Source organism: Brevibacillus sp. BD137 (assembly GCF_041644655.1).
Taxonomy (GTDB): domain Bacteria; phylum Bacillota; class Bacilli; order Brevibacillales; family Brevibacillaceae; genus Brevibacillus; species Brevibacillus brevis_D.
This window is the reverse complement of record NZ_JAOTNO010000001.1, coordinates 667852-684101: the sequence shown is the minus strand read 5'-3', so window position 1 is coordinate 684101 and position 16250 is coordinate 667852. Positions and strand designations below refer to the sequence as shown.

Here is a 16250-nt window from a genome sequence, read left to right as displayed (position 1 = left end):
GGGACTGTTTTGTCTGGACAAGCATTTCAAATGATAACGGAGCGTGTTGGTTATTTTCCTGGTCATGTTAACATAGGACTTGTCATTAGTGAGCATGGAGCGATCCTGATCGATTCTGGTCTGGATACCCAAACCGCCAAAAAAATCAAGAAAGGACTGGACGCTATCGCCCAGCCCTTGTGTGCCATTATTCAAACGCACGCTCATGCCGACCATTTCGGTGGCAACGCCTACTTGCTCGGATGCTGGCCCGAAGCAAGGGTCTATGCGCCACCTTTGGAAGAGGCGATCATTCGGAATCCGATACTTGAGCCCATTTACTTGAACATGGGTGCAGCCCCACTTGAGGATCTCAAAAACAAGTTTTTGCTGGCGCAGCCTTCTCGGGTGAACCACCTCCTTCCACTGGATGAAGGGATCGAAATTGGTGGCGTACCTTTCTCTATCCTTTCTCTGCCGGGGCATAGCTGGCAACAGGTTGGCGTGGTCTGTGACGAGATATGCTTCGCTGCCGACAGTTATTTAGGCGAAGAGGTTTTGGAAAAGCACAAGCTGCCGTTTCTTGTGGATGCGCATGAGACCCTACTCAGTCTTCATAAACTGCTTGCAACCAACTACAAGGGGTACTTGCCTGGGCACGGAGCATATACCACCACCTCTCATGATGCCGTGAATAAAAATATTGCTTGGCATGAGCGGATTTTCTCGGTGATCTGCGACATTTTCGTAGAGGAGAGAACAGCAGAAGAAGCGTTAGCTCTCCTGTGTGAGCGGTTACACATTTCCATAGAGAATGCTTCGAGCTACGTCCTGTTTCGGACGGCGTTTATGGGTTACTTGGTCGGGCTGCAGAAAACAAAGAGGGTAGCATACCGGTTTGAACAAAATCGGTGGTTGTGGAGAACTGTTCAGGATGGAGCCGAAGGAGAAGAAAGGTAATCGGCGATTTCTGCTAGCTTATGCTCTGCAGCTTCGCGGACGGCCTTGGGAATGAAAAAAACTTCTTCGGACGTGGTGTTCATATAGAACTTTGCTTCCAAATACGGATGACCCAGTTTGACATTTAGTTCCCCTTTTCCGGTCGTTGTGCTGGTGTAGTTAGTAGGGATGCGCAAAAAATACGCGCTGCTGCTGGCGGAATCGTACATGACAACATCGTACGTGGGCATACTGTCCCCGCCTGAACGATGAAAGCCTTGCTGCCGCAGCATTTTGTCAACATAAGAGAGTGGCTGAACGACACCGGTAAGGGTCTTGTTTTTTAACCGCATGGACATCCTCCTCGGTTCAACCATTGGGAATCGAAGCTTAGTCTCATACTATGTGCGGCAATACCAATTCAGACTTGTAGAATAAAGAAAAGAAGGAGTGGACGAGAATGGAACTTATGGCAGATTTGCATACCCATACAAAAGCGTCAGACGGTACCTGCGAGCCGGCGGAAAACGTACGCTTGGCGAAGGAGGCAGGACTTGCTGCACTGGCGATCACGGATCACGACACGGTAGCAGGGATTCCAGAAGCAATGGAGGCTGCCCGTGCACTCGGCGTGGAAATCATTCCGGGAGTGGAAGTGAGCTCCGTAGGGAAGGGGCAGGATATTCACGTGCTCGGCTATTTTGTCCCGTATGAAGACCCAGCTTTTGAAGAGCGTCTCTTTCGTCTGCGAGAGACGAGGCATGAGCGTAACCAACTGCTGATCGCACGGCTACAGGAGCTCGGTATCGACATTTCATTGGAAAAGGTATACCGCCGCAAGCAGGGCACGGACAAAAACATCGGGCGACCGCATATTGCAGAAGAACTGATGGAGCTAGGTGTCGTTTCAACGATTGCAGAGGCCTTTGATAAATACTTGGGCAAAGGGGGAGCGGCTTATGTCAATCCTCCACGCATTACCCCCCAGGAAGCGATTACGCTGATCAAAGAGGCTGGCGGAGTGGCGGTGCTGGCTCATCCGGGTCTGTATGACGATGATGAGCTCGTCCAGGAGTTGATTGCATTCGGATTGGATGGGATTGAAGTCAATCACCCGGACAATGATGAGGTCCAAAAAATGCGCTACAGCAAGTGGGCAGCGCAATACGGACTTGTTGTCACCGGGGGTTCTGATTTCCATGGATGGCGTGGAGAGGAGCCGTTTCATGCGATGCTTGGCTCTCATACCGCAGGGATGGATGCTGTTAAACAGCTACGGGCAATTGCGGAGAAGCGGAAGGTGTAATACATCTAAATATAATGGAAGCCACCCTCTTCTCTTTTATGGGAAGAGGGTCTTTGGTGAGCTCAAAACAATGCGAGCAGAAAGGATATCCCTAACCACAAGCAAAGAGGGGTAAACAATGCCGTATCTTGACGGGCAAACTTCGTATTTTTTACTTTTTTAAAAAAGCCAATGTAGTTGAAGTCTCCCACAGCGCGCAGGACAAATACAGCAGCACAGACCATGCATCCCCATTGAATCAAAGAAGGGGAGAGTACGGGCGATAGATAGCCGCTCTGGGCGAGCAAAATGTAACCGGCACAAGCCAACAAGCAGGCAACAATGATCGTTCCGCCTTTCCCAGGGGAAAAAGTCTGGCGTGCATGATCGGCTGTTGTGGGAATGACGGAATCGGTCCCCCATTTTCCTCCGAAGGCCCAGTAAAAATGTAGCAAGGACACGATGACCAAGAAGATAGCAGATGAGATGGGGAAAACATGCGTCATGGAAATGCCTCCTATTGATTTGTAAGGTCTTCACGAAAGATACGCACTCGTATGTTTTGGGTAAAAAAACCCCTGCACGAGACAATCTGTCAGGCAGAAAGGGGGAAGTGGGAATCAAATCCAAGTCATAAAATGTTGCAAGGGTGCGGACATATCAAAAGGCGTTTCCAGCTCTCGGCGAACGAGCCAACCAATATAGAGGAGGTACGCGAGTTGAGCGCGTGCCTTTGCATCAGCCGGAGCCAGCCCTTTTTTCTCATACAGGGAGGCTACGAAGCCGATTCTGCGTTGCTCGATTTCCACGAGACGTTTGGAAAGGGCAGGATGTTGTTTCGCCCAATTGTAGATAGCGGCTTCGGTTTTTCGCTCGCTGCTAAAAACGCTCGACAAAAGCTGTTCCAACGAGATGCTGTCCGAGTGTGGCGCTCGAATGATCCGCTCGGTCGCATGCTCCTCCCAATAATCGATCATGGAGTCTAACAGTGCTTGACGATCTAGAAAGTGATGATAAAAGCTCCCCTTGCTGATCTTCAGTTTTCTGGCGAGAGGCTCCACACGAACAGCGTCAATGCCTGCTTCAGCCAACATATCGAGCCCCGCCCGAATCCAATCTTCACGTACGTATTGCATAGTTCACCTCAAAAGATACGGTATCGTATGTTTCTGATTCCATGTTATTCCACTGGGTGTGAAGTGTCAAGAAGAGTTGTATTTTGTATTGACATTCACACTAGTGTAAAGCTTTAGAATCGCAATCAAGAGCGATAGACCTTGCATGAAGTGCTGGATCTTCTCGCTTAGAAAAATAAAACGAATGGAGTGTCGACCTATGAATTCAGCATCAATTCCTGAGTCTGTAACTGTTATTGGCCTTGGCAATATGGGAGTAGCACTCGCGGATGCTTTTCTAAAAGGCAGTCACCCAACGACTGTCTGGAATCGTTCAGCAGATAAAGCCAAAGGTCTGGTTGAGAAGGGAGCAGTACTGGCGGGTAGTGCAGCAGAGGCAATCGCGGCAAGCAACTTGGTCGTTGTTTGCTTATCAACCTACAAAGTCATGCAAGAGCTGCTTGCGCCCTTGGAAAATGAATTATCAGGTCGTGTCATCGTCAACCTCACTACCGGAACACCGGAGGATGCACGCAAGACAGCCAATTGGGTGAGCGAGCACGGTGGGCAATATCTGGATGGAGCGATTATGGCTATCCCTCAAATGATCGGACTGCCCGAGACACTCATTTTCTACGGTGGGTCGAAGGCTCTATTTGAAGCATATGAACCGACATTGAAACTGTTGGGAGGTAACGCTGCCTATCTCGGTGAAGACTATGGTGTTCCGTTGATCTATGATTTGTCGCTGCTTACCATGATGTATGGGGCTTGGTATGGCTCCATGCATGCACATGCCCTATTAAGTACGGCAAACATAACAGGAACAGAGTTTCTTCCATACGCAACCAACTGGGTAAATCACTTGATTGCCCCGCTCTTAACAGATCCGGTTGCCGCACGTGCACGTGATGAAGGAAACTTCACGACAGATGTATCCAATTTGAATACGAACAAACTAGGACTTGAACACATCATCCATGCCAGCAAGGAACAGGGAATCCCTGTTGAGTGGTTGATGCCATTGCTAACATTGGCCACACAGAAAGTAACAGAGGGCTACGGTGCTGACTCTTTTGATCGCGTCATTGAGGCCATCCGGAAACCGCTGGTGAAATAATTCTTTTCTCTCGGGCAAATGAAAAACAACCTTGTTTCGCATGCTGATCATAGCGAAAACGAGGTTGTTTTTCTGAATGAGGGAATGGAGCTACACGCAGCTTCTCTTATTCGCGAATGGATTTGACCATCGCAATATGCTCGATACCTGCATCGTCAAATAAGTCGCCAAAAGGTTCATAGCCGAGCTTTTCATAAAACCGTTGGGCTTGCGTCTGTGCATTCAGCTTCAGGCTGTCATACCCGTGTTGCTTGGACAGTTCTTCCATCTCAAGCATGATTTGGCGGCCCAGCCCGGTGCCTCGTTCTGTTTTGGCAACCGCCACCCGTTCGATTTTTCCCACTCCAGGTGCGTAGGTGCGGATACGGCTAGCGCCCACTGGCTTTCCATCGCGGTAGGCCACAAAATGAATCGTCCCGCCATCAAGGGTGTCATGCTCATCGATTTCCAATTCTTCTGGTACTTCCTGTTCCTCGATGAAAACGATTCGTCGTACCGACAGGGCATCCGCCAATTCTTGTTCCGTGGTGACTCTTTGGATCTGGTAGGTTTGCAGGTTCATCGGTATTCGTCCTTTTTTAGAAAATATCCCTCCCTACGATGGATACGCAGGGAGGGTTGGTGGTTGAGGATAGGGTGTTTATTTTTTGAGAAGGAAAGTCTGGTAAACGCTCCAGATGCCATCCTCAAGCTGATAAACCAAGTGGAAGCGATCAATTTCGCTGTTCAGGTCAATTTTTGCCATGCTTAGTTGACCGGTTACATCACGCAGCTCATCGTCGGACAGGTCGCGCCCGATGGTCAGATGCGGTACGTATGCGTAGGTTTCTTTTTCATTCACACACTGATTGGCAATCTTTTGATGCAGTTCGTTAAATGGTTCTTTGTTTTGCACAGCCAAATAGATCACGTTGGTGGTAGGGTGGAAAGAAGATACCCGATGGAAATGAGCCGAAAAGCTGTCAGTAGAGGAGGCAACCTGCTCCAGATGGCTCACCAGCTCAGGCAGCTTGGCTTCGTCCAGCTCAAAGGCTTCCTTCAAACGGATATACGGAGGAACCAAAGCATAGCCCGGGTCATAACGTTTCCGGTAAGAGTTGGCTACTTCTTGCACCTTGCTAGATGGGAATATTACGATACTGTACATCATCAGAACCACTCCTCCTTACTATCTATCATGCTCTACAAGATATTATTTTAACAGAAAATTCTTCATTTGTGTAATGTTAAGCGTGGGTCCGTATATTCCTTGTGCCAAAGGAAAGACTGTGTAGTGCAAGGAGGTGCCGCATGGCATGCATACGGCTATGATGATCACATTCATTTTTCTCGTCCTGCTTCTACTGTCTGTGCTGACCTTCACGATCTTGACTGCGATACGAAAAGGAGAATTCGAAGAGGCTCTCGTATCGACGATCAAGGATGAAGGCCCACAAGAAGAACAGCCACGGTAAGTTTACCCGTAAAGCGTCTTTAGCATACGCGGTAGATTGCGCTGCCAGTGGCCCCACGTATGGTCACCCTCAAACGTTTCATAAATGAGGGTGGCTTTTTTCGTGCCCAAAATCTCGCGCAGTTCCTCATTGGCCGCAAGAAGATTCAATGTGCCACGCCCCGTGCTTACTTCCGTTTCCTCCGTCCCGATTTCCATATAAATGGTTTGCGGAACGGAAAAGTCAGCGTCAGCTACCAAACGATTTAGTTTTGCGTCCATGGCAATCGACTGGCAGGCAACTTGTCCAAACGTATGTGGATAGTTAAGCGCAGTGAACAGAGAGACAACCCCGCCCAAAGATTCGCCAAGAAGTGTTCGTGCGTTTCCCAAAGGATGTGTGGAGTAATGCGTATCGACATAGCTCACGACTTCTTCAGCGAGGAAGCGGCGGTAGGCCATGTGCTCCTTGCCATCCGGATGATAACGGTCGTTCCGTTTGCTTTTCTCGACAGGGAGAAAGACAGCGATGATATCAGGCAATTCTTTGTCCCCATTTAATTGATCCAGCAAAGAAGCCATTCTACCCATCGCCAAGTAATCTTCCCCGTCCTGTACGTAGAGGACTGGATACGAGTAGAGTGGCGAGTAGCGTTGGGGTGTGTAGACAATCAGCTTTTCCGGCGTCCCCAAATGCCGGCTTTCCAAGATGATTTCCTCAAGGGCCACTGCGTTGTCCTCCTTATTGGGATATTCCTGTTCATTATTATACAGGAGCGAGCGGGCATGCCCAATAGTTTGGGTGCAGAGTCCGGCTTTGGGCGAAAGATTGTCGCAATTTGGTTCGTGTGTGATACTATGGTAGGAAACGACTTCACTCGATTTGTGGAAGGGGTTGTCTCTTATATGAAGAAGCAAGTACACAGCATCGAAGTCAGAAACGCTGCTCTCGCACGTTTGGCAGAACGCGGAGTGACGTTGGATGATATCGCAGAGATCGTCTATCTCATGCAGTCGCCTTACCATCCAGATCTCACAATGGCGCAGTGCATCGAGAGCGTAAAAGCGGTCTTGGAAAAAAGAGAAATGCAGCACGCCATCCTGGTTGGCGTTGAGTTGGATACGTTAGCAGAGAAAGGCCTCTTGTCCGAGCCGCTCCAATCCATCATTGCGTCAGATGAAGGACTATTCGGATGCGACGAAACATTGGCGCTAGGCTCCGTATTTGGATATGGAAGTATCGCAGTGACCACCTTTGGGCATTTGGATAAGCACAAGGTCGGGGTGATTAAAAGGCTGGATACCAAGTCGGGAGAGGGACGTGTTCACACGTTTTTGGACGACCTCGTGGCGAGTGTGGCAGCTAATGCGTCTAGCCGCATGGCCCATCGGATGAGAGATGAGCAGGAGGCCGAGTTGGCACGAAGTGAGGCGTCGAAGCAATAGAAAGCCGAGCTGCGTGTCGAGGCGAAAGCGAAAGGGACGGAGCAGGCGGGTTAGGTTTGGGATGAGGGTGTTTGCTTCAATCGTTACCTAATTATCTTGTTTGTTCTTGTTAGCTTTATTGGATCTTTTTTGTCTGGCAGAGTCAATTCTCCACTGGTGAAGCTCATATGCTTGATGCAGCCATGTAAGAAGTGATGCGATCAGGTAGGTGATCTCCCTGTTTTGTAGGGGGGATGTGGGCAGCAGCGGTGGGGAATGGCTTTTTACAAGGGGAAAACAAGCCTGATTTCACTGGGTTTCTTAGTGTTCTTTTGGTACGAGTGAAAATTTTTACAAGAAATTATTCATTTCCTCTTGAAATCCATTTTACGATGCTGTATAGTAATAAATGTGATCGACGTCCGATACGATTCGGGCCCTTAGCTCAGTTGGTCAGAGCGGTCGGCTCATAACCGATTGGTCGTAGGTTCGAGTCCTACAGGGCCCACCATTAAACGATCACACATATATCCCATGATCCGGTAGCTCAGTTGGGAGAGCACCATCTTGACAGGGTGGGGGTCGCTGGTTCGAACCCAGTCCGGATCACCATATGAATTGATAGTAAAAACCCTTATCCAATAAGGGTTTTTTGTTGTTTTATGCCCTGATCAACAAGAGCAACAACGTTTTTTGATACCATCTGCCAACGTTCAGCTTTATTAAGAGAGACTTTTATGATGGTGTATATTTTTTGCATTGTTGAACCAGCATATTATTTTTATCAAGATCCAACATGAATTTCTCAACACGTTGAGGTGAAATTTTTGATATTTCTAGATCGCCCAATGCGGGAATGATATGCAAACACGTACCCAGTCGCTATAACTTTTCCATGTACTTTCTCAACGCTGATCTGTTTGAATCAAGCCAATCAGTAAGCTAGTAAATCTGCCAATGCTTGTTGAGCTTCTTTCTTGGTTTTAAATCTCTTCTTCTTTCTTGTCCTCTCCCCATTCTCATCTACTTCTAATGTTGCTTCGTAGTACCAAGAATCCCTTTGCTTGTCCTATTTGACAAAACCAGTCTCCAATAATATCAGTCCTTTAAAGTTAGTAAGTTTCGGGGTCATTACCTGTTTGATGTTATTAATTCTAAGTTGTCTTTCCACCCATTCTTTTTCCTTTAAGTATAGGGGGGAGTCATGCCATTTTTATCTCAATACAAAAGGATACTAACTTTGTTGGGTTAATGTCCTTTTGTATTGGTTGTGTGACAGTCCATATAGCTCGTGAACAGTGTCCATAAAATGAAGAGTAAATACTATATCGTGAAACAGTAAAACTGACCTAAAAACACCCAGCTACAGTCGCGGTAATGGTTCGAATGGTATAGAAATATTTGGTATAATTAGAAGTGCTGGATTCGTATAAAAGATGGTTTTGATCGTAATTCAACATTGGGGTGAGTATTGTGGAAAAATGGGAATATAAAACTCTCAAGTTTCAAACAGGTGGATTCTTCGGAGGAAAATTGAACGCTGAAGGATTTGATGGAATCCTAAATAAGATGGGCAATGAAGGATGGGAACTAGTTTCTTGTTTCGATACAAGCCAAACACAAGGTGTTTCAAGGGACGTCATTACAGTTTTTAAAAGAAAGAAACAATAAAATGAAGTTTTAATTAGGGAGAGTGTTGCATGGATTACCCTTTAGTTGTTGCAGTTATAAAAGAGCCTTATTATCAGATGCCTGATTGGTTGAATACGGATGTGGCTTATACTGAATATGTCAAGTTAACAGGTCAAACTACTAGTGATGAAGTTGATTTGTTTATTGCGATGCTTTTGGGATATAACAATATAGACATTAAGGGTACACCTCATGAAGTGTTAAAGCGAATGTTTGATGAATCAGATGTAGTAATTGGAGGAGGAATCTATTTCGAAAGCAATGATAGGATAATTCCTCCGAGTTGTTGTTCTGGTCTAGAGGCTTGGAGAGATGTGCTAGATAGTGTTATTAACAGGAAAAGCCCTTGGATGGGTCATAATCCAACACCAAGAATGGAATTCGCTGATAATATAGTGCGTGTTTGGTCGGATGATTCTAATGAAGAAGATGTAGACAAGAATGAACTGTACTATATTGATTTTGATTATGTGGAGTTTATTGCAAAGCTAGAAATGGTTGAATCGGACTTAATAGAATTTGCAAGAGTGCCTCTCTTCAATAGATTTTTAGAGTTTGACCTTGCGTTAGCCAATGATGTGGTGAAAAGGTTTGAAAGTTGGTTTATCTTCAAAGGTGACTAAGAGGGGCAGTAAAGAATTGAATAAAACGGTGATTTGAACAGCATATAGTTGTCTGGAGAGAGGATGATTTCATTTCCAATTAATTGGGATTGGGATGGGCTAGAGCCTCGCACAAAGCCAATTGAAAAAAGTGATCCATTATTCAAAGAAAGTCAGAAGGTATTAACTAAAGGCGGTCTTGAGGCAACTGTTGATAAGCAATACAGTAATTTTTTAGAGTTTATATACGCTATTTCTTATGGAAAAATGGTAGAAAATACGCAACGAATGTAAAAGAGTCAAGTTTAGGATTAGTTCCATTCCATCCAAAACCAGAAAAGCCTAAAAAAGATTATGAGGCAATTAGGCAGTGAGTTATTGAGAAGGCAGAAGAACAAAAGAAACGTGTTGACTTAATTGGGAGACTTGTAGAAGTGAAAGATTCCAATTCTGATACTTCAACCAGTGGGGATATATTTTCCACCGAGAGGATTTTAGCTATAGTGTTGCGTTTATTTCAGTCAGTGGAGTTGACGTATTTACTAGAGAACAGCTCATGTTTCCGCACTACAGAAGAAAGAAAAAGACAAAAGAATTCTTTCCAGCTTGGAAGGTTGAATCCGAATAAAAACAAGAATTCATTGGAAAAGATGACGCAATGAACACTTTCGTCAAACATGTAAATGGATACACGATCAGACAATGGACTCTTGGTGATGTGTTTTACATCCAAGAAGGTGATGATTGGATTGTTGAGGACAGGGATCTTAATGCAGTGATTGATTATGCGATGAAAAAGTAAATTTGATTAAAAAGCGAGGCGGTATTAGAATGGTGAAAATTAAAGACCTTGATCTGATCCGTTCAAATTTATTGGTTTCACATGACGTATTTACTGGATTTGATTGGATCTTTGAACATCAGAAAATGATACAGAATTTCACTGCAATGGCGCCTAAACTGGACGATGCCTTCCAACAATCTTTAGAGATCTCCGAGATGTTTGGTGGCAGAGGTATACAAGGTTTTGATTTTGAATCTTTAGGTTTTAAAAGCAACCATCTTTTAAACTCATCTTTTCTTAATAATGATGTGTATAGTGATTTAATGCGTAATGTTGAACTTTTTACAAGTATTGATACTAAGTCGTTCGTAGACTTAACATCATATCCACACGAGGCGTTTCGCTCAATTTCTAACTATTCTTCAGCATTTGACGCCATTAGGAACGCAGGTATGCCGTCATTTGATTTCTTAAATGCTACTTTAAATGTGGAGTTGCATAATTTAGGGTTTTATAGTCCTGACTTGACCACAGAAGAAAAGTTGAACAAAATTAATGACGAGATAGACTCTTCAACAGAAAAACCAGAATGGGCAAAGCAAGTTTTAGTGTGGTTTTTGGGGATGCTGGTAAATTATCTAATAATATTTGGGATGACTAATTATTCTAATACTGGCGACCTCCAATTTCCCTTACCATCAGTAGACACGACCATGTTCTTTTCATTAATGCTTGGGAAAAAATCGACCTGCTTTAGGTATGTAAGGATTGATAATCTTGAAGTTAAGGAAATTGCAAAAAATCGTTCTAAAACAATCTCAATTCTTGAAAAAGAGCAGGAAGTGGTTGTTTTAAGAAGAAGAAAAGACTGGTCTTTTGTTGAATTCATGGAGGATGGAGCAGTTGTAAGTGGTTGGACTTTAACGAGATACCTCGAAAAATAACATATCATTTTAATGGGAGGATATTATGTTTCACCCTAAAATGAATAGAAATTGTACGAGTAGAGAAAAGCGAAGAGAGCCTAAATAAGATTATTGGATTATTAACGTCTCAAAAACTCCCTGTACTTATTTACGAGAAGAGTTTTGTTGCTTTCAATGTGATGCCACTGTCATTAGAAATGATTGAAGAGGATGAGTATCTAGTTGGACTTTATGTACTGGGCGATGTTCTGGCGATTGAGAGAGGTTAATAATACAAAAAATAGTGGCATATGCGTTGCATGGGACTATGTGCAACAGACAATCAATGCAAAGGTGAAATCAATATCTACTCTATTCACTCTAAAGCGGATCACATATACCCTAATCGCTATTGGGGAAACGTTACTTACTGTGAGACTGCCAAAGAGGATGATGAAGGGAAGGACTCATTATTACGCCAAGTAATGACACCAATCTGGTTGTATTGTAAGCATTATTGATGTACTTGCTAAATCTTCTGGTGGTGTATGGTTCATATGTGAAAGCAAGTAGACTGCCGAGTGCAGTCTTTTCTTTTTGTTGCGATAAATTACTTAAAACAATATTTCGGAATAAGGAATTGTAACAAAAATGTAATAATTACATATATTTACATAAATAATGGATTGGTATATATTGTAATTGTCCAATGAAAGCTACTTTACATCGTGCACATAGAAAATAGAGGAGTGGTTAGAATGAAGAAGTTTATTACTAGTTTAGCAACACTGGCATTGTTGACCTCAGCAACACCTGCGTTTGCACAAGAGGGACAAAAAGCACATGTACCTACTTCAAGCGCTCAATCTAAATCACTTAGCGATTCATCAACATCTTCTTATGAGGAAGAGTATCAAGATATTGACGTGCGATTTAGCTATGTTTCAGGTGCAGATAGATATAAGTGGGTTCGTTATAATGTAACCGATGGATATGAAGATGCGACTGGTACTTCGTACTCAACTAGCTCAAAAATCTATAGTTTAAGAATTGGAAAACTATATAGAATACAAGCTTATGCTGTAGATCAAAACAATAATGTCTTAGCTGTATCAAACTCGGTAGAAGTTAGAGGGGAAAGAGGCGAAACAGTTATATTTCTAAATTTCCGTTGATGGTTTTAAATAAGCGTCCAGTTCAGCAGGTTGTCGAGTTTCTCGACAGCTTTTTTGTTTCATTATCATGACATAGAATCAAATTGCAGTTTTATTAGTGCTGTTATCATGCATAAGAAACGGACAACTCTGGTATATACGTTGTCCGTTTCTCTAAGGTTAATAACTAAATTAACTAACTTTATCGTTGTGTATAATTGAAAAATTAGTTATTCCTATTATAATTAATGAGATGCTTTCTATCATGATCACAGGTTCGGGCCTTGAAAAATGTAGATTTTCTTAAATATTCTGTATATCACTATATGACATGAATCTCGCTCAAACCCCTTCGGAGACAAGGGGTTTTTCTTATTTTGAAAAATGAAGCTATGGTAGAACAGCAGGAGATCGAGCTCATCGAAATCGGCATGGCCCAAGTGATTTACTTGGAAACGTATCCGGGCTACTCGTATGCATTAAAGGAGGGAAAGCATGTCTGGCTCGATTATGATAAAGGCACCTTTGAGTATAAATTGGTGGCAGGATTGTCTAGGGGAACGGATTATCTGTATCAATATGATCAGTACGGAGTTTATCTCAAAACCATCAAAGTAATTGTCAAATAAGCAGAGTGTGTCCATCAAAAGATTTACCGAAAGCTTTTGTCTGGTGAAGAGAAAATAGGCCGATCACGGTCAATTTTTATTTTGTTGCTTGAGACGAAAGGAACCGGGATGTTTTCTAGTATCCACTTATAAAAACATTTGTTAAAACCTTTGAGAAACAAGGTTTTTTTATGCCCTCAACCATTCTCCCTAATTACATACCCCCCTAAGAGGTGGTTACCGCTTGATTATTTTTCACCTTGATTCAACAAAAGCATTTCAGCTTTCTCTCGAAGTTATCAGCAGCCTCTTTTTGCATTTTTGGCACCACATGGCAATATTCGTTTATTTTAATCCATGTTGCAGGTATATCGAGCAGGGCAGACTCAAAACCGAATAAGGTGGTTTTTTTGTACATAAAGGTGTATTTGTAACTTTATACCTATCGCTCGTAATCATTCTACATCCGATACCTCAAAATGTGGGTATTATTTCCTTTTTACATATAGATTGGATATCTAGCATATCGATCACCATGAGTCTTCCATCTGTATTGAATCCTTTACAGAGAGGAGGAGACTGAATGCCCAATATTGAAGGTATCAACATCCATCAATCAAGTGCGGAACGCAAGAGCTACGTGGTTGTGGGAGCTATTTTATCTTGCAGCAACGGAAGTAAACAGAGTCGGCTGAAAATGCCGTTCAGCCATGGTGTTTTTGTAAAAGGAAAGCCGCAAATGAACATCATGGATTTTGTTCCAAATGTAAATATCATGCCCTTTGGAAAGTGCAGCAGCTTACAAAATCCCACAGTCGCTTCAGCCACGGCAGCTAACAACGTTGTACTTACGCCAATGCCGTGCATACCTCTGACAACAATGCCATGGATAGATGGGAAAGCGGACAAAATGGTCGGTGGTCATCCTGCATTGCATAATAAATCAACAAATATGTGTTTTTATTGTGGGCAGATCAAGATAGAAGATGACGGGCAGGATTTGGGTGGTGTGACGATAGGAAATCAGTCGTCAACAAATAGCGAGTCGTCTACTGCTGGTTTTGGACAAGGACCAGCTTGCGAAAAGCCGCAGGAAAAGCCCGGCATGTGGGACAGTTTCGTCAAAGGAATCTCGATGCTGGGAGACGTTCCAGCTGCGATGCAAAAAGCGGCAAGTGAACTGCCAGGGGCTTTAGAGAAAGCTGCTAATGATTTGCCAAAAGGTTTGAAAAAGGCAGCGGAGGATTTACCAAAGGGTATTGAAGTGTTTGTAAAGGAAGGCTTTATCGAGCCAATGCAAGAAGACTTGGATACGTTGCGGGATGAGGATATCAATCTCGAAGATGCACTTGCAATCAGCGGGCTTGCTGTACATGCACTGACGTTGGGGAGAAGTAAAAATGTTAAGGATATAGTGAATGCGTTGAGGAAGGGAAAGAAGGGGACGGGCAAAGCCCCTGTTCCTACAAAACCCGGTGGGGGAAGCAATCCCAAAGATTTTGTCAATCCACATTCTGAAAAGCACCTGTATGACCCAAGTAGACCCTCTACCCCTAATAGGTCACAATATGGGAAAGATGTTGATGTAGAGAAATTAAGGCTAGAAACAATGACTAATTCGGATAAGGCATTTTCAAACTGGCCAAATCCAAATAATCCGAATCCAAACCGGATCACCAAGTATTATAAAGAATTTGACGGAAACATCAGTACACCTGATACTCCAACGGGAAGTCACAGAGTTTTTGAACATCTAGATGACCCTACCAGAAGTTCACATTTCCCTTATGTGCCAAGAAATAAAGAATGAGTGGGTGAGAGAAAGTGAGTTTATTGTTGTATCATGCTTATTTACCTGAAAATCACGCACATTTTGTTTCGGAAGAACAAGTCATGCAAGAAGGAATACAATACTTTACAAAGTCTAATAATCGTTATAGTAACGGTGGTAGAGTAAAAAATGAAAAGACTGAAAGTTTGAGACCTTTTGGTATCCCGGATTGGGTTAATTTTAAAGAATCTATAGGTGTTGATATATCTAATCGCTTCTTTAAGTCGTTTTGTTTTCCTGTGTTTACGGATAAAATTCTCGTATTTGATAGTGAGATATCTATTTCTATCTATGATCAAGCGTTCTACGATGATTTCAAGGATTTTGATGAAGAAGCCTTGAACTTTGACACGGGAAAAAGCATTGAGCATTGGATTAAGTTGTATTGGGATAGCATGATGACACTTCAAGAATACTTGCTAAAAAGACCTTATCCAAAACCAGAGATATTAGTGTTTGAGTCAATACCTAAAGAGATTATTCGAGTGTGTGAAGAAAAATCGTAAACTGTGATTATTTGGCTTGGTAGGGCTACCCAGTGCCGAATGAGTCCTTCATCTTACAATCCCTAACATAACCTTTGTTCTTCATGAAGAGCACTTAATTATGATGATTTGAAAGGTTGACGCTCTATAAGAAGGCTACGCACGATGAATAAGCCGCTCGGGTAAAGTACCGGTCGGCTCTTTTGTTGAAATGGTAGGTGAAGGACATAGTGTTGAAAATACTTTCGTAAGTCAGGTTTTTCCAAGCTAACGACTGACGAATACTGCAAGCACATAAGCGAGGTTGTTCGGTTAAACAGTAAGAATTAATCGAGCAAATCGAGACAATGAAAGAAGACTTAGATACATTGCTGGATGAGGATATCGATCTTGAGGATACACTTGCAATCAGTGGGCTTGCCGTACATGCACTGACGTTAGGGAGAAGTAAAAATGTCAGGATATAGTGAATGCACTAAAGAAGGGAAAGAAGGGGACGCGACAAGCTTATAGACCTATAATCACCGGCGAGATGAAAGGAAAAATACTTTAAGGTCAACGTAAAGACCCTGCTAAAAATGAGGGAAGTCTCCAGAAATTACAATTTCCCATCCTAATGTATGCCGTCGAAGATATGTCACTTAATGCTGATGGAACAAAGAAAGTTAAATTTACAGCTCAATTTCCGGATGGTAATCTTTTGCAAATCAAGACGAGTACGCTTTTCCCTGAATCATGGTCAGATGAAAAAATAATTGATAGCATCGCCGGAATAGGAGATACTCCAAAGATTGGTGAGCGTACAAGAGATGGAGCAACATTGCACAGAGGCAGCGTTGATGGTGTGCAAGTTGAGCTATAGGCCGATCACGGTCTATTTTTTTATTTCATGAG

Annotated in this window: 19 protein-coding genes, 2 tRNA genes and 2 pseudogenes; 16 read left to right on the top strand and 7 right to left on the bottom strand. The window is 43.3% G+C overall.

The features are described from left to right. The first annotated feature begins 9 nt into the window (after positions 1-9). Positions 10-939: an MBL fold metallo-hydrolase gene (locus ODZ53_RS03355; RefSeq protein WP_372675908.1), complete on the top strand. Its 930-nt coding sequence runs from the start codon at positions 10-12 to the stop codon at positions 937-939. Here the strand turns inward: ODZ53_RS03355 and ODZ53_RS03350 are convergent. Then, on the bottom strand, positions 909-1271 hold the full coding sequence (locus ODZ53_RS03350) for a hypothetical protein (RefSeq protein ID WP_087349181.1): 363 nt from the start codon (positions 1269-1271) through the stop codon (positions 909-911). The two genes, ODZ53_RS03355 and ODZ53_RS03350, sit on opposite strands and share 31 nt — an antisense overlap. Positions 1272-1378: 107 nt before the next feature. Here ODZ53_RS03350 and ODZ53_RS03345 point away from each other — a divergent pair, with 107 nt between their 5' ends. Beyond that, positions 1379-2224, top strand: a complete 846-nt coding sequence (locus ODZ53_RS03345; protein ID WP_372675907.1) for a PHP domain-containing protein — start codon at positions 1379-1381, stop codon at positions 2222-2224. A gap of 62 nt (positions 2225-2286) precedes the next feature. Here the strand turns inward: ODZ53_RS03345 and ODZ53_RS03340 are convergent, their stop codons facing one another. Beyond that, positions 2287-2709 carry a DUF3995 domain-containing protein gene (locus ODZ53_RS03340; RefSeq protein ID WP_372675906.1) on the bottom strand — a complete coding sequence of 141 codons (423 nt, stop codon included), beginning with the start codon at positions 2707-2709 and terminating at the stop codon, positions 2287-2289. A 114-nt stretch (positions 2710-2823) separates the two neighbouring features. Further along, positions 2824-3339: a TetR/AcrR family transcriptional regulator gene (locus tag ODZ53_RS03335; protein WP_372675905.1), complete on the bottom strand. Its 516-nt coding sequence runs from the start codon at positions 3337-3339 to the stop codon at positions 2824-2826. A 199-nt stretch (positions 3340-3538) separates the two neighbouring features. Here ODZ53_RS03335 and ODZ53_RS03330 point away from each other — a divergent pair, with 199 nt between their 5' ends. Next, complete coding sequence (locus ODZ53_RS03330; RefSeq protein ID WP_372675904.1) at positions 3539-4438, top strand: NAD(P)-dependent oxidoreductase; 900 nt, start codon at positions 3539-3541, stop codon at positions 4436-4438. A 106-nt stretch (positions 4439-4544) separates the two neighbouring features. Here ODZ53_RS03330 and ODZ53_RS03325 read toward each other — a convergent pair whose 3' ends face one another. Together ODZ53_RS03325 and ODZ53_RS03320 are read right to left on the bottom strand one after the other, a co-directional pair. After that, entirely contained in the window at positions 4545-5000 is a 456-nt protein-coding gene (locus ODZ53_RS03325) for a GNAT family N-acetyltransferase (protein WP_142497634.1), read from the bottom strand. Positions 5001-5078: 78 nt separating this feature from the next. Further along, positions 5079-5588, bottom strand: coding sequence for a YjcG family protein (locus tag ODZ53_RS03320; protein WP_015892264.1), 510 nt, complete (start codon positions 5586-5588; stop codon positions 5079-5081). Positions 5589-5733: 145 nt separating this feature from the next. On the opposite strand from ODZ53_RS03320, the gene ODZ53_RS03315 reads away from it, so the two are divergent. Then, positions 5734-5892: a hypothetical protein gene (locus tag ODZ53_RS03315; protein WP_015892263.1), complete on the top strand. Its 159-nt coding sequence runs from the start codon at positions 5734-5736 to the stop codon at positions 5890-5892. Positions 5893-5894: 2 nt separating this feature from the next. On the opposite strand, the gene ODZ53_RS03310 is transcribed toward ODZ53_RS03315, so the two are convergent. After that, a complete protein-coding gene (locus tag ODZ53_RS03310) occupies positions 5895-6599 on the bottom strand; it encodes an alpha/beta hydrolase (RefSeq protein ID WP_372675903.1) in 705 nt (234 codons plus the stop codon). Between the two features lie 177 nt (positions 6600-6776). Between ODZ53_RS03310 and ODZ53_RS03305 the strand changes: the two genes are divergently transcribed. The 3 genes from ODZ53_RS03305 (at position 6777) to ODZ53_RS03295 (ending at position 7907) form a co-directional block, all read left to right on the top strand. After that, positions 6777-7316, top strand: a complete 540-nt coding sequence (locus ODZ53_RS03305; RefSeq protein WP_188069043.1) for a phosphatidylglycerophosphatase A family protein — start codon at positions 6777-6779, stop codon at positions 7314-7316. Positions 7317-7729: 413 nt separating this feature from the next. Further along, a tRNA-Ile gene (locus tag ODZ53_RS03300) sits at positions 7730-7806 on the top strand. A gap of 25 nt (positions 7807-7831) precedes the next feature. Next, positions 7832-7907 (top strand) — tRNA-Val (locus ODZ53_RS03295). Positions 7908-8229: 322 nt separating this feature from the next. Here the strand turns inward: ODZ53_RS03295 and ODZ53_RS03290 are convergent. Then, positions 8230-8337 (bottom strand): annotated as a pseudogene (locus tag ODZ53_RS03290) (Arm DNA-binding domain-containing protein); the annotation flags it as partial. Positions 8338-8768: 431 nt separating this feature from the next. On the opposite strand from ODZ53_RS03290, the gene ODZ53_RS03285 reads away from it, so the two are divergent. The 9 genes and pseudogenes from ODZ53_RS03285 to ODZ53_RS03245 all read left to right on the top strand — a co-directional run bounded on the left by ODZ53_RS03285 (position 8769) and on the right by ODZ53_RS03245 (position 16218). Next, positions 8769-8966 (top strand): DUF4177 domain-containing protein, encoded by a 198-nt coding sequence (locus ODZ53_RS03285; protein WP_172139920.1) that lies wholly within the window; start codon positions 8769-8771, stop codon positions 8964-8966. Positions 8967-8995: 29 nt separating this feature from the next. Beyond that, positions 8996-9610, top strand: coding sequence for a hypothetical protein (locus tag ODZ53_RS03280; RefSeq protein WP_372675902.1), 615 nt, complete (start codon positions 8996-8998; stop codon positions 9608-9610). A 63-nt stretch (positions 9611-9673) separates the two neighbouring features. Continuing rightward, positions 9674-9883 carry a hypothetical protein gene (locus ODZ53_RS03275; RefSeq protein WP_372675901.1) on the top strand — a complete coding sequence of 70 codons (210 nt, stop codon included), beginning with the start codon at positions 9674-9676 and terminating at the stop codon, positions 9881-9883. A gap of 537 nt (positions 9884-10420) precedes the next feature. Continuing rightward, positions 10421-11317, top strand: a complete 897-nt coding sequence (locus ODZ53_RS03270) for a hypothetical protein (RefSeq protein WP_372675900.1) — start codon at positions 10421-10423, stop codon at positions 11315-11317. A gap of 719 nt (positions 11318-12036) precedes the next feature. Beyond that, positions 12037-12453, top strand: coding sequence for a hypothetical protein (locus tag ODZ53_RS03265; RefSeq protein ID WP_372675899.1), 417 nt, complete (start codon positions 12037-12039; stop codon positions 12451-12453). Positions 12454-12809: 356 nt separating this feature from the next. Continuing rightward, on the top strand, positions 12810-13061 hold the full coding sequence (locus tag ODZ53_RS03260; protein WP_372675898.1) for a hypothetical protein: 252 nt from the start codon (positions 12810-12812) through the stop codon (positions 13059-13061). Between the two features lie 562 nt (positions 13062-13623). After that, positions 13624-14043: pseudogene (locus tag ODZ53_RS03255) on the top strand (DUF4280 domain-containing protein); the annotation flags it as partial. 821 nt (positions 14044-14864) lie between these two features. Further along, positions 14865-15377 carry a DNA polymerase III gene (locus ODZ53_RS03250; RefSeq protein ID WP_372675897.1) on the top strand — a complete coding sequence of 171 codons (513 nt, stop codon included), beginning with the start codon at positions 14865-14867 and terminating at the stop codon, positions 15375-15377. A 613-nt stretch (positions 15378-15990) separates the two neighbouring features. Then, positions 15991-16218, top strand: coding sequence for an EndoU domain-containing protein (locus ODZ53_RS03245; protein ID WP_372675896.1), 228 nt, complete (start codon positions 15991-15993; stop codon positions 16216-16218). The last annotated feature ends 32 nt before the right edge of the window (positions 16219-16250 follow it).

Bases quoted from the DNA above. Each gene is read 5' to 3' on its own strand.
- ODZ53_RS03350 (WP_087349181.1), bottom strand. From the start codon at position 1,271: ATGCGGTTAAAAAACAAGACCCTTACCGGTGTCGTTCAGCCACTCTCT.
- ODZ53_RS03345 (WP_372675907.1), top strand. From the start codon at position 1,379: ATGGAACTTATGGCAGATTTGCATACCCATACAAAAGCGTCAGACGGT.
- ODZ53_RS03340 (WP_372675906.1), bottom strand. From the start codon at position 2,709: ATGACGCATGTTTTCCCCATCTCATCTGCTATCTTCTTGGTCATCGTG.
- ODZ53_RS03335 (WP_372675905.1), bottom strand. From the start codon at position 3,339: ATGCAATACGTACGTGAAGATTGGATTCGGGCGGGGCTCGATATGTTG.
- ODZ53_RS03330 (WP_372675904.1), top strand. From the start codon at position 3,539: ATGAATTCAGCATCAATTCCTGAGTCTGTAACTGTTATTGGCCTTGGC.
- ODZ53_RS03325 (WP_142497634.1), bottom strand. From the start codon at position 5,000: ATGAACCTGCAAACCTACCAGATCCAAAGAGTCACCACGGAACAAGAA.
- ODZ53_RS03320 (WP_015892264.1), bottom strand. From the start codon at position 5,588: ATGATGTACAGTATCGTAATATTCCCATCTAGCAAGGTGCAAGAAGTA.
- ODZ53_RS03315 (WP_015892263.1), top strand. From the start codon at position 5,734: ATGCATACGGCTATGATGATCACATTCATTTTTCTCGTCCTGCTTCTA.
- ODZ53_RS03305 (WP_188069043.1), top strand. From the start codon at position 6,777: ATGAAGAAGCAAGTACACAGCATCGAAGTCAGAAACGCTGCTCTCGCA.
- ODZ53_RS03280 (WP_372675902.1), top strand. From the start codon at position 8,996: ATGGATTACCCTTTAGTTGTTGCAGTTATAAAAGAGCCTTATTATCAG.
- ODZ53_RS03275 (WP_372675901.1), top strand. From the start codon at position 9,674: ATGATTTCATTTCCAATTAATTGGGATTGGGATGGGCTAGAGCCTCGC.
- ODZ53_RS03270 (WP_372675900.1), top strand. From the start codon at position 10,421: ATGGTGAAAATTAAAGACCTTGATCTGATCCGTTCAAATTTATTGGTT.
- ODZ53_RS03265 (WP_372675899.1), top strand. From the start codon at position 12,037: ATGAAGAAGTTTATTACTAGTTTAGCAACACTGGCATTGTTGACCTCA.
- ODZ53_RS03245 (WP_372675896.1), top strand. From the start codon at position 15,991: ATGTCACTTAATGCTGATGGAACAAAGAAAGTTAAATTTACAGCTCAA.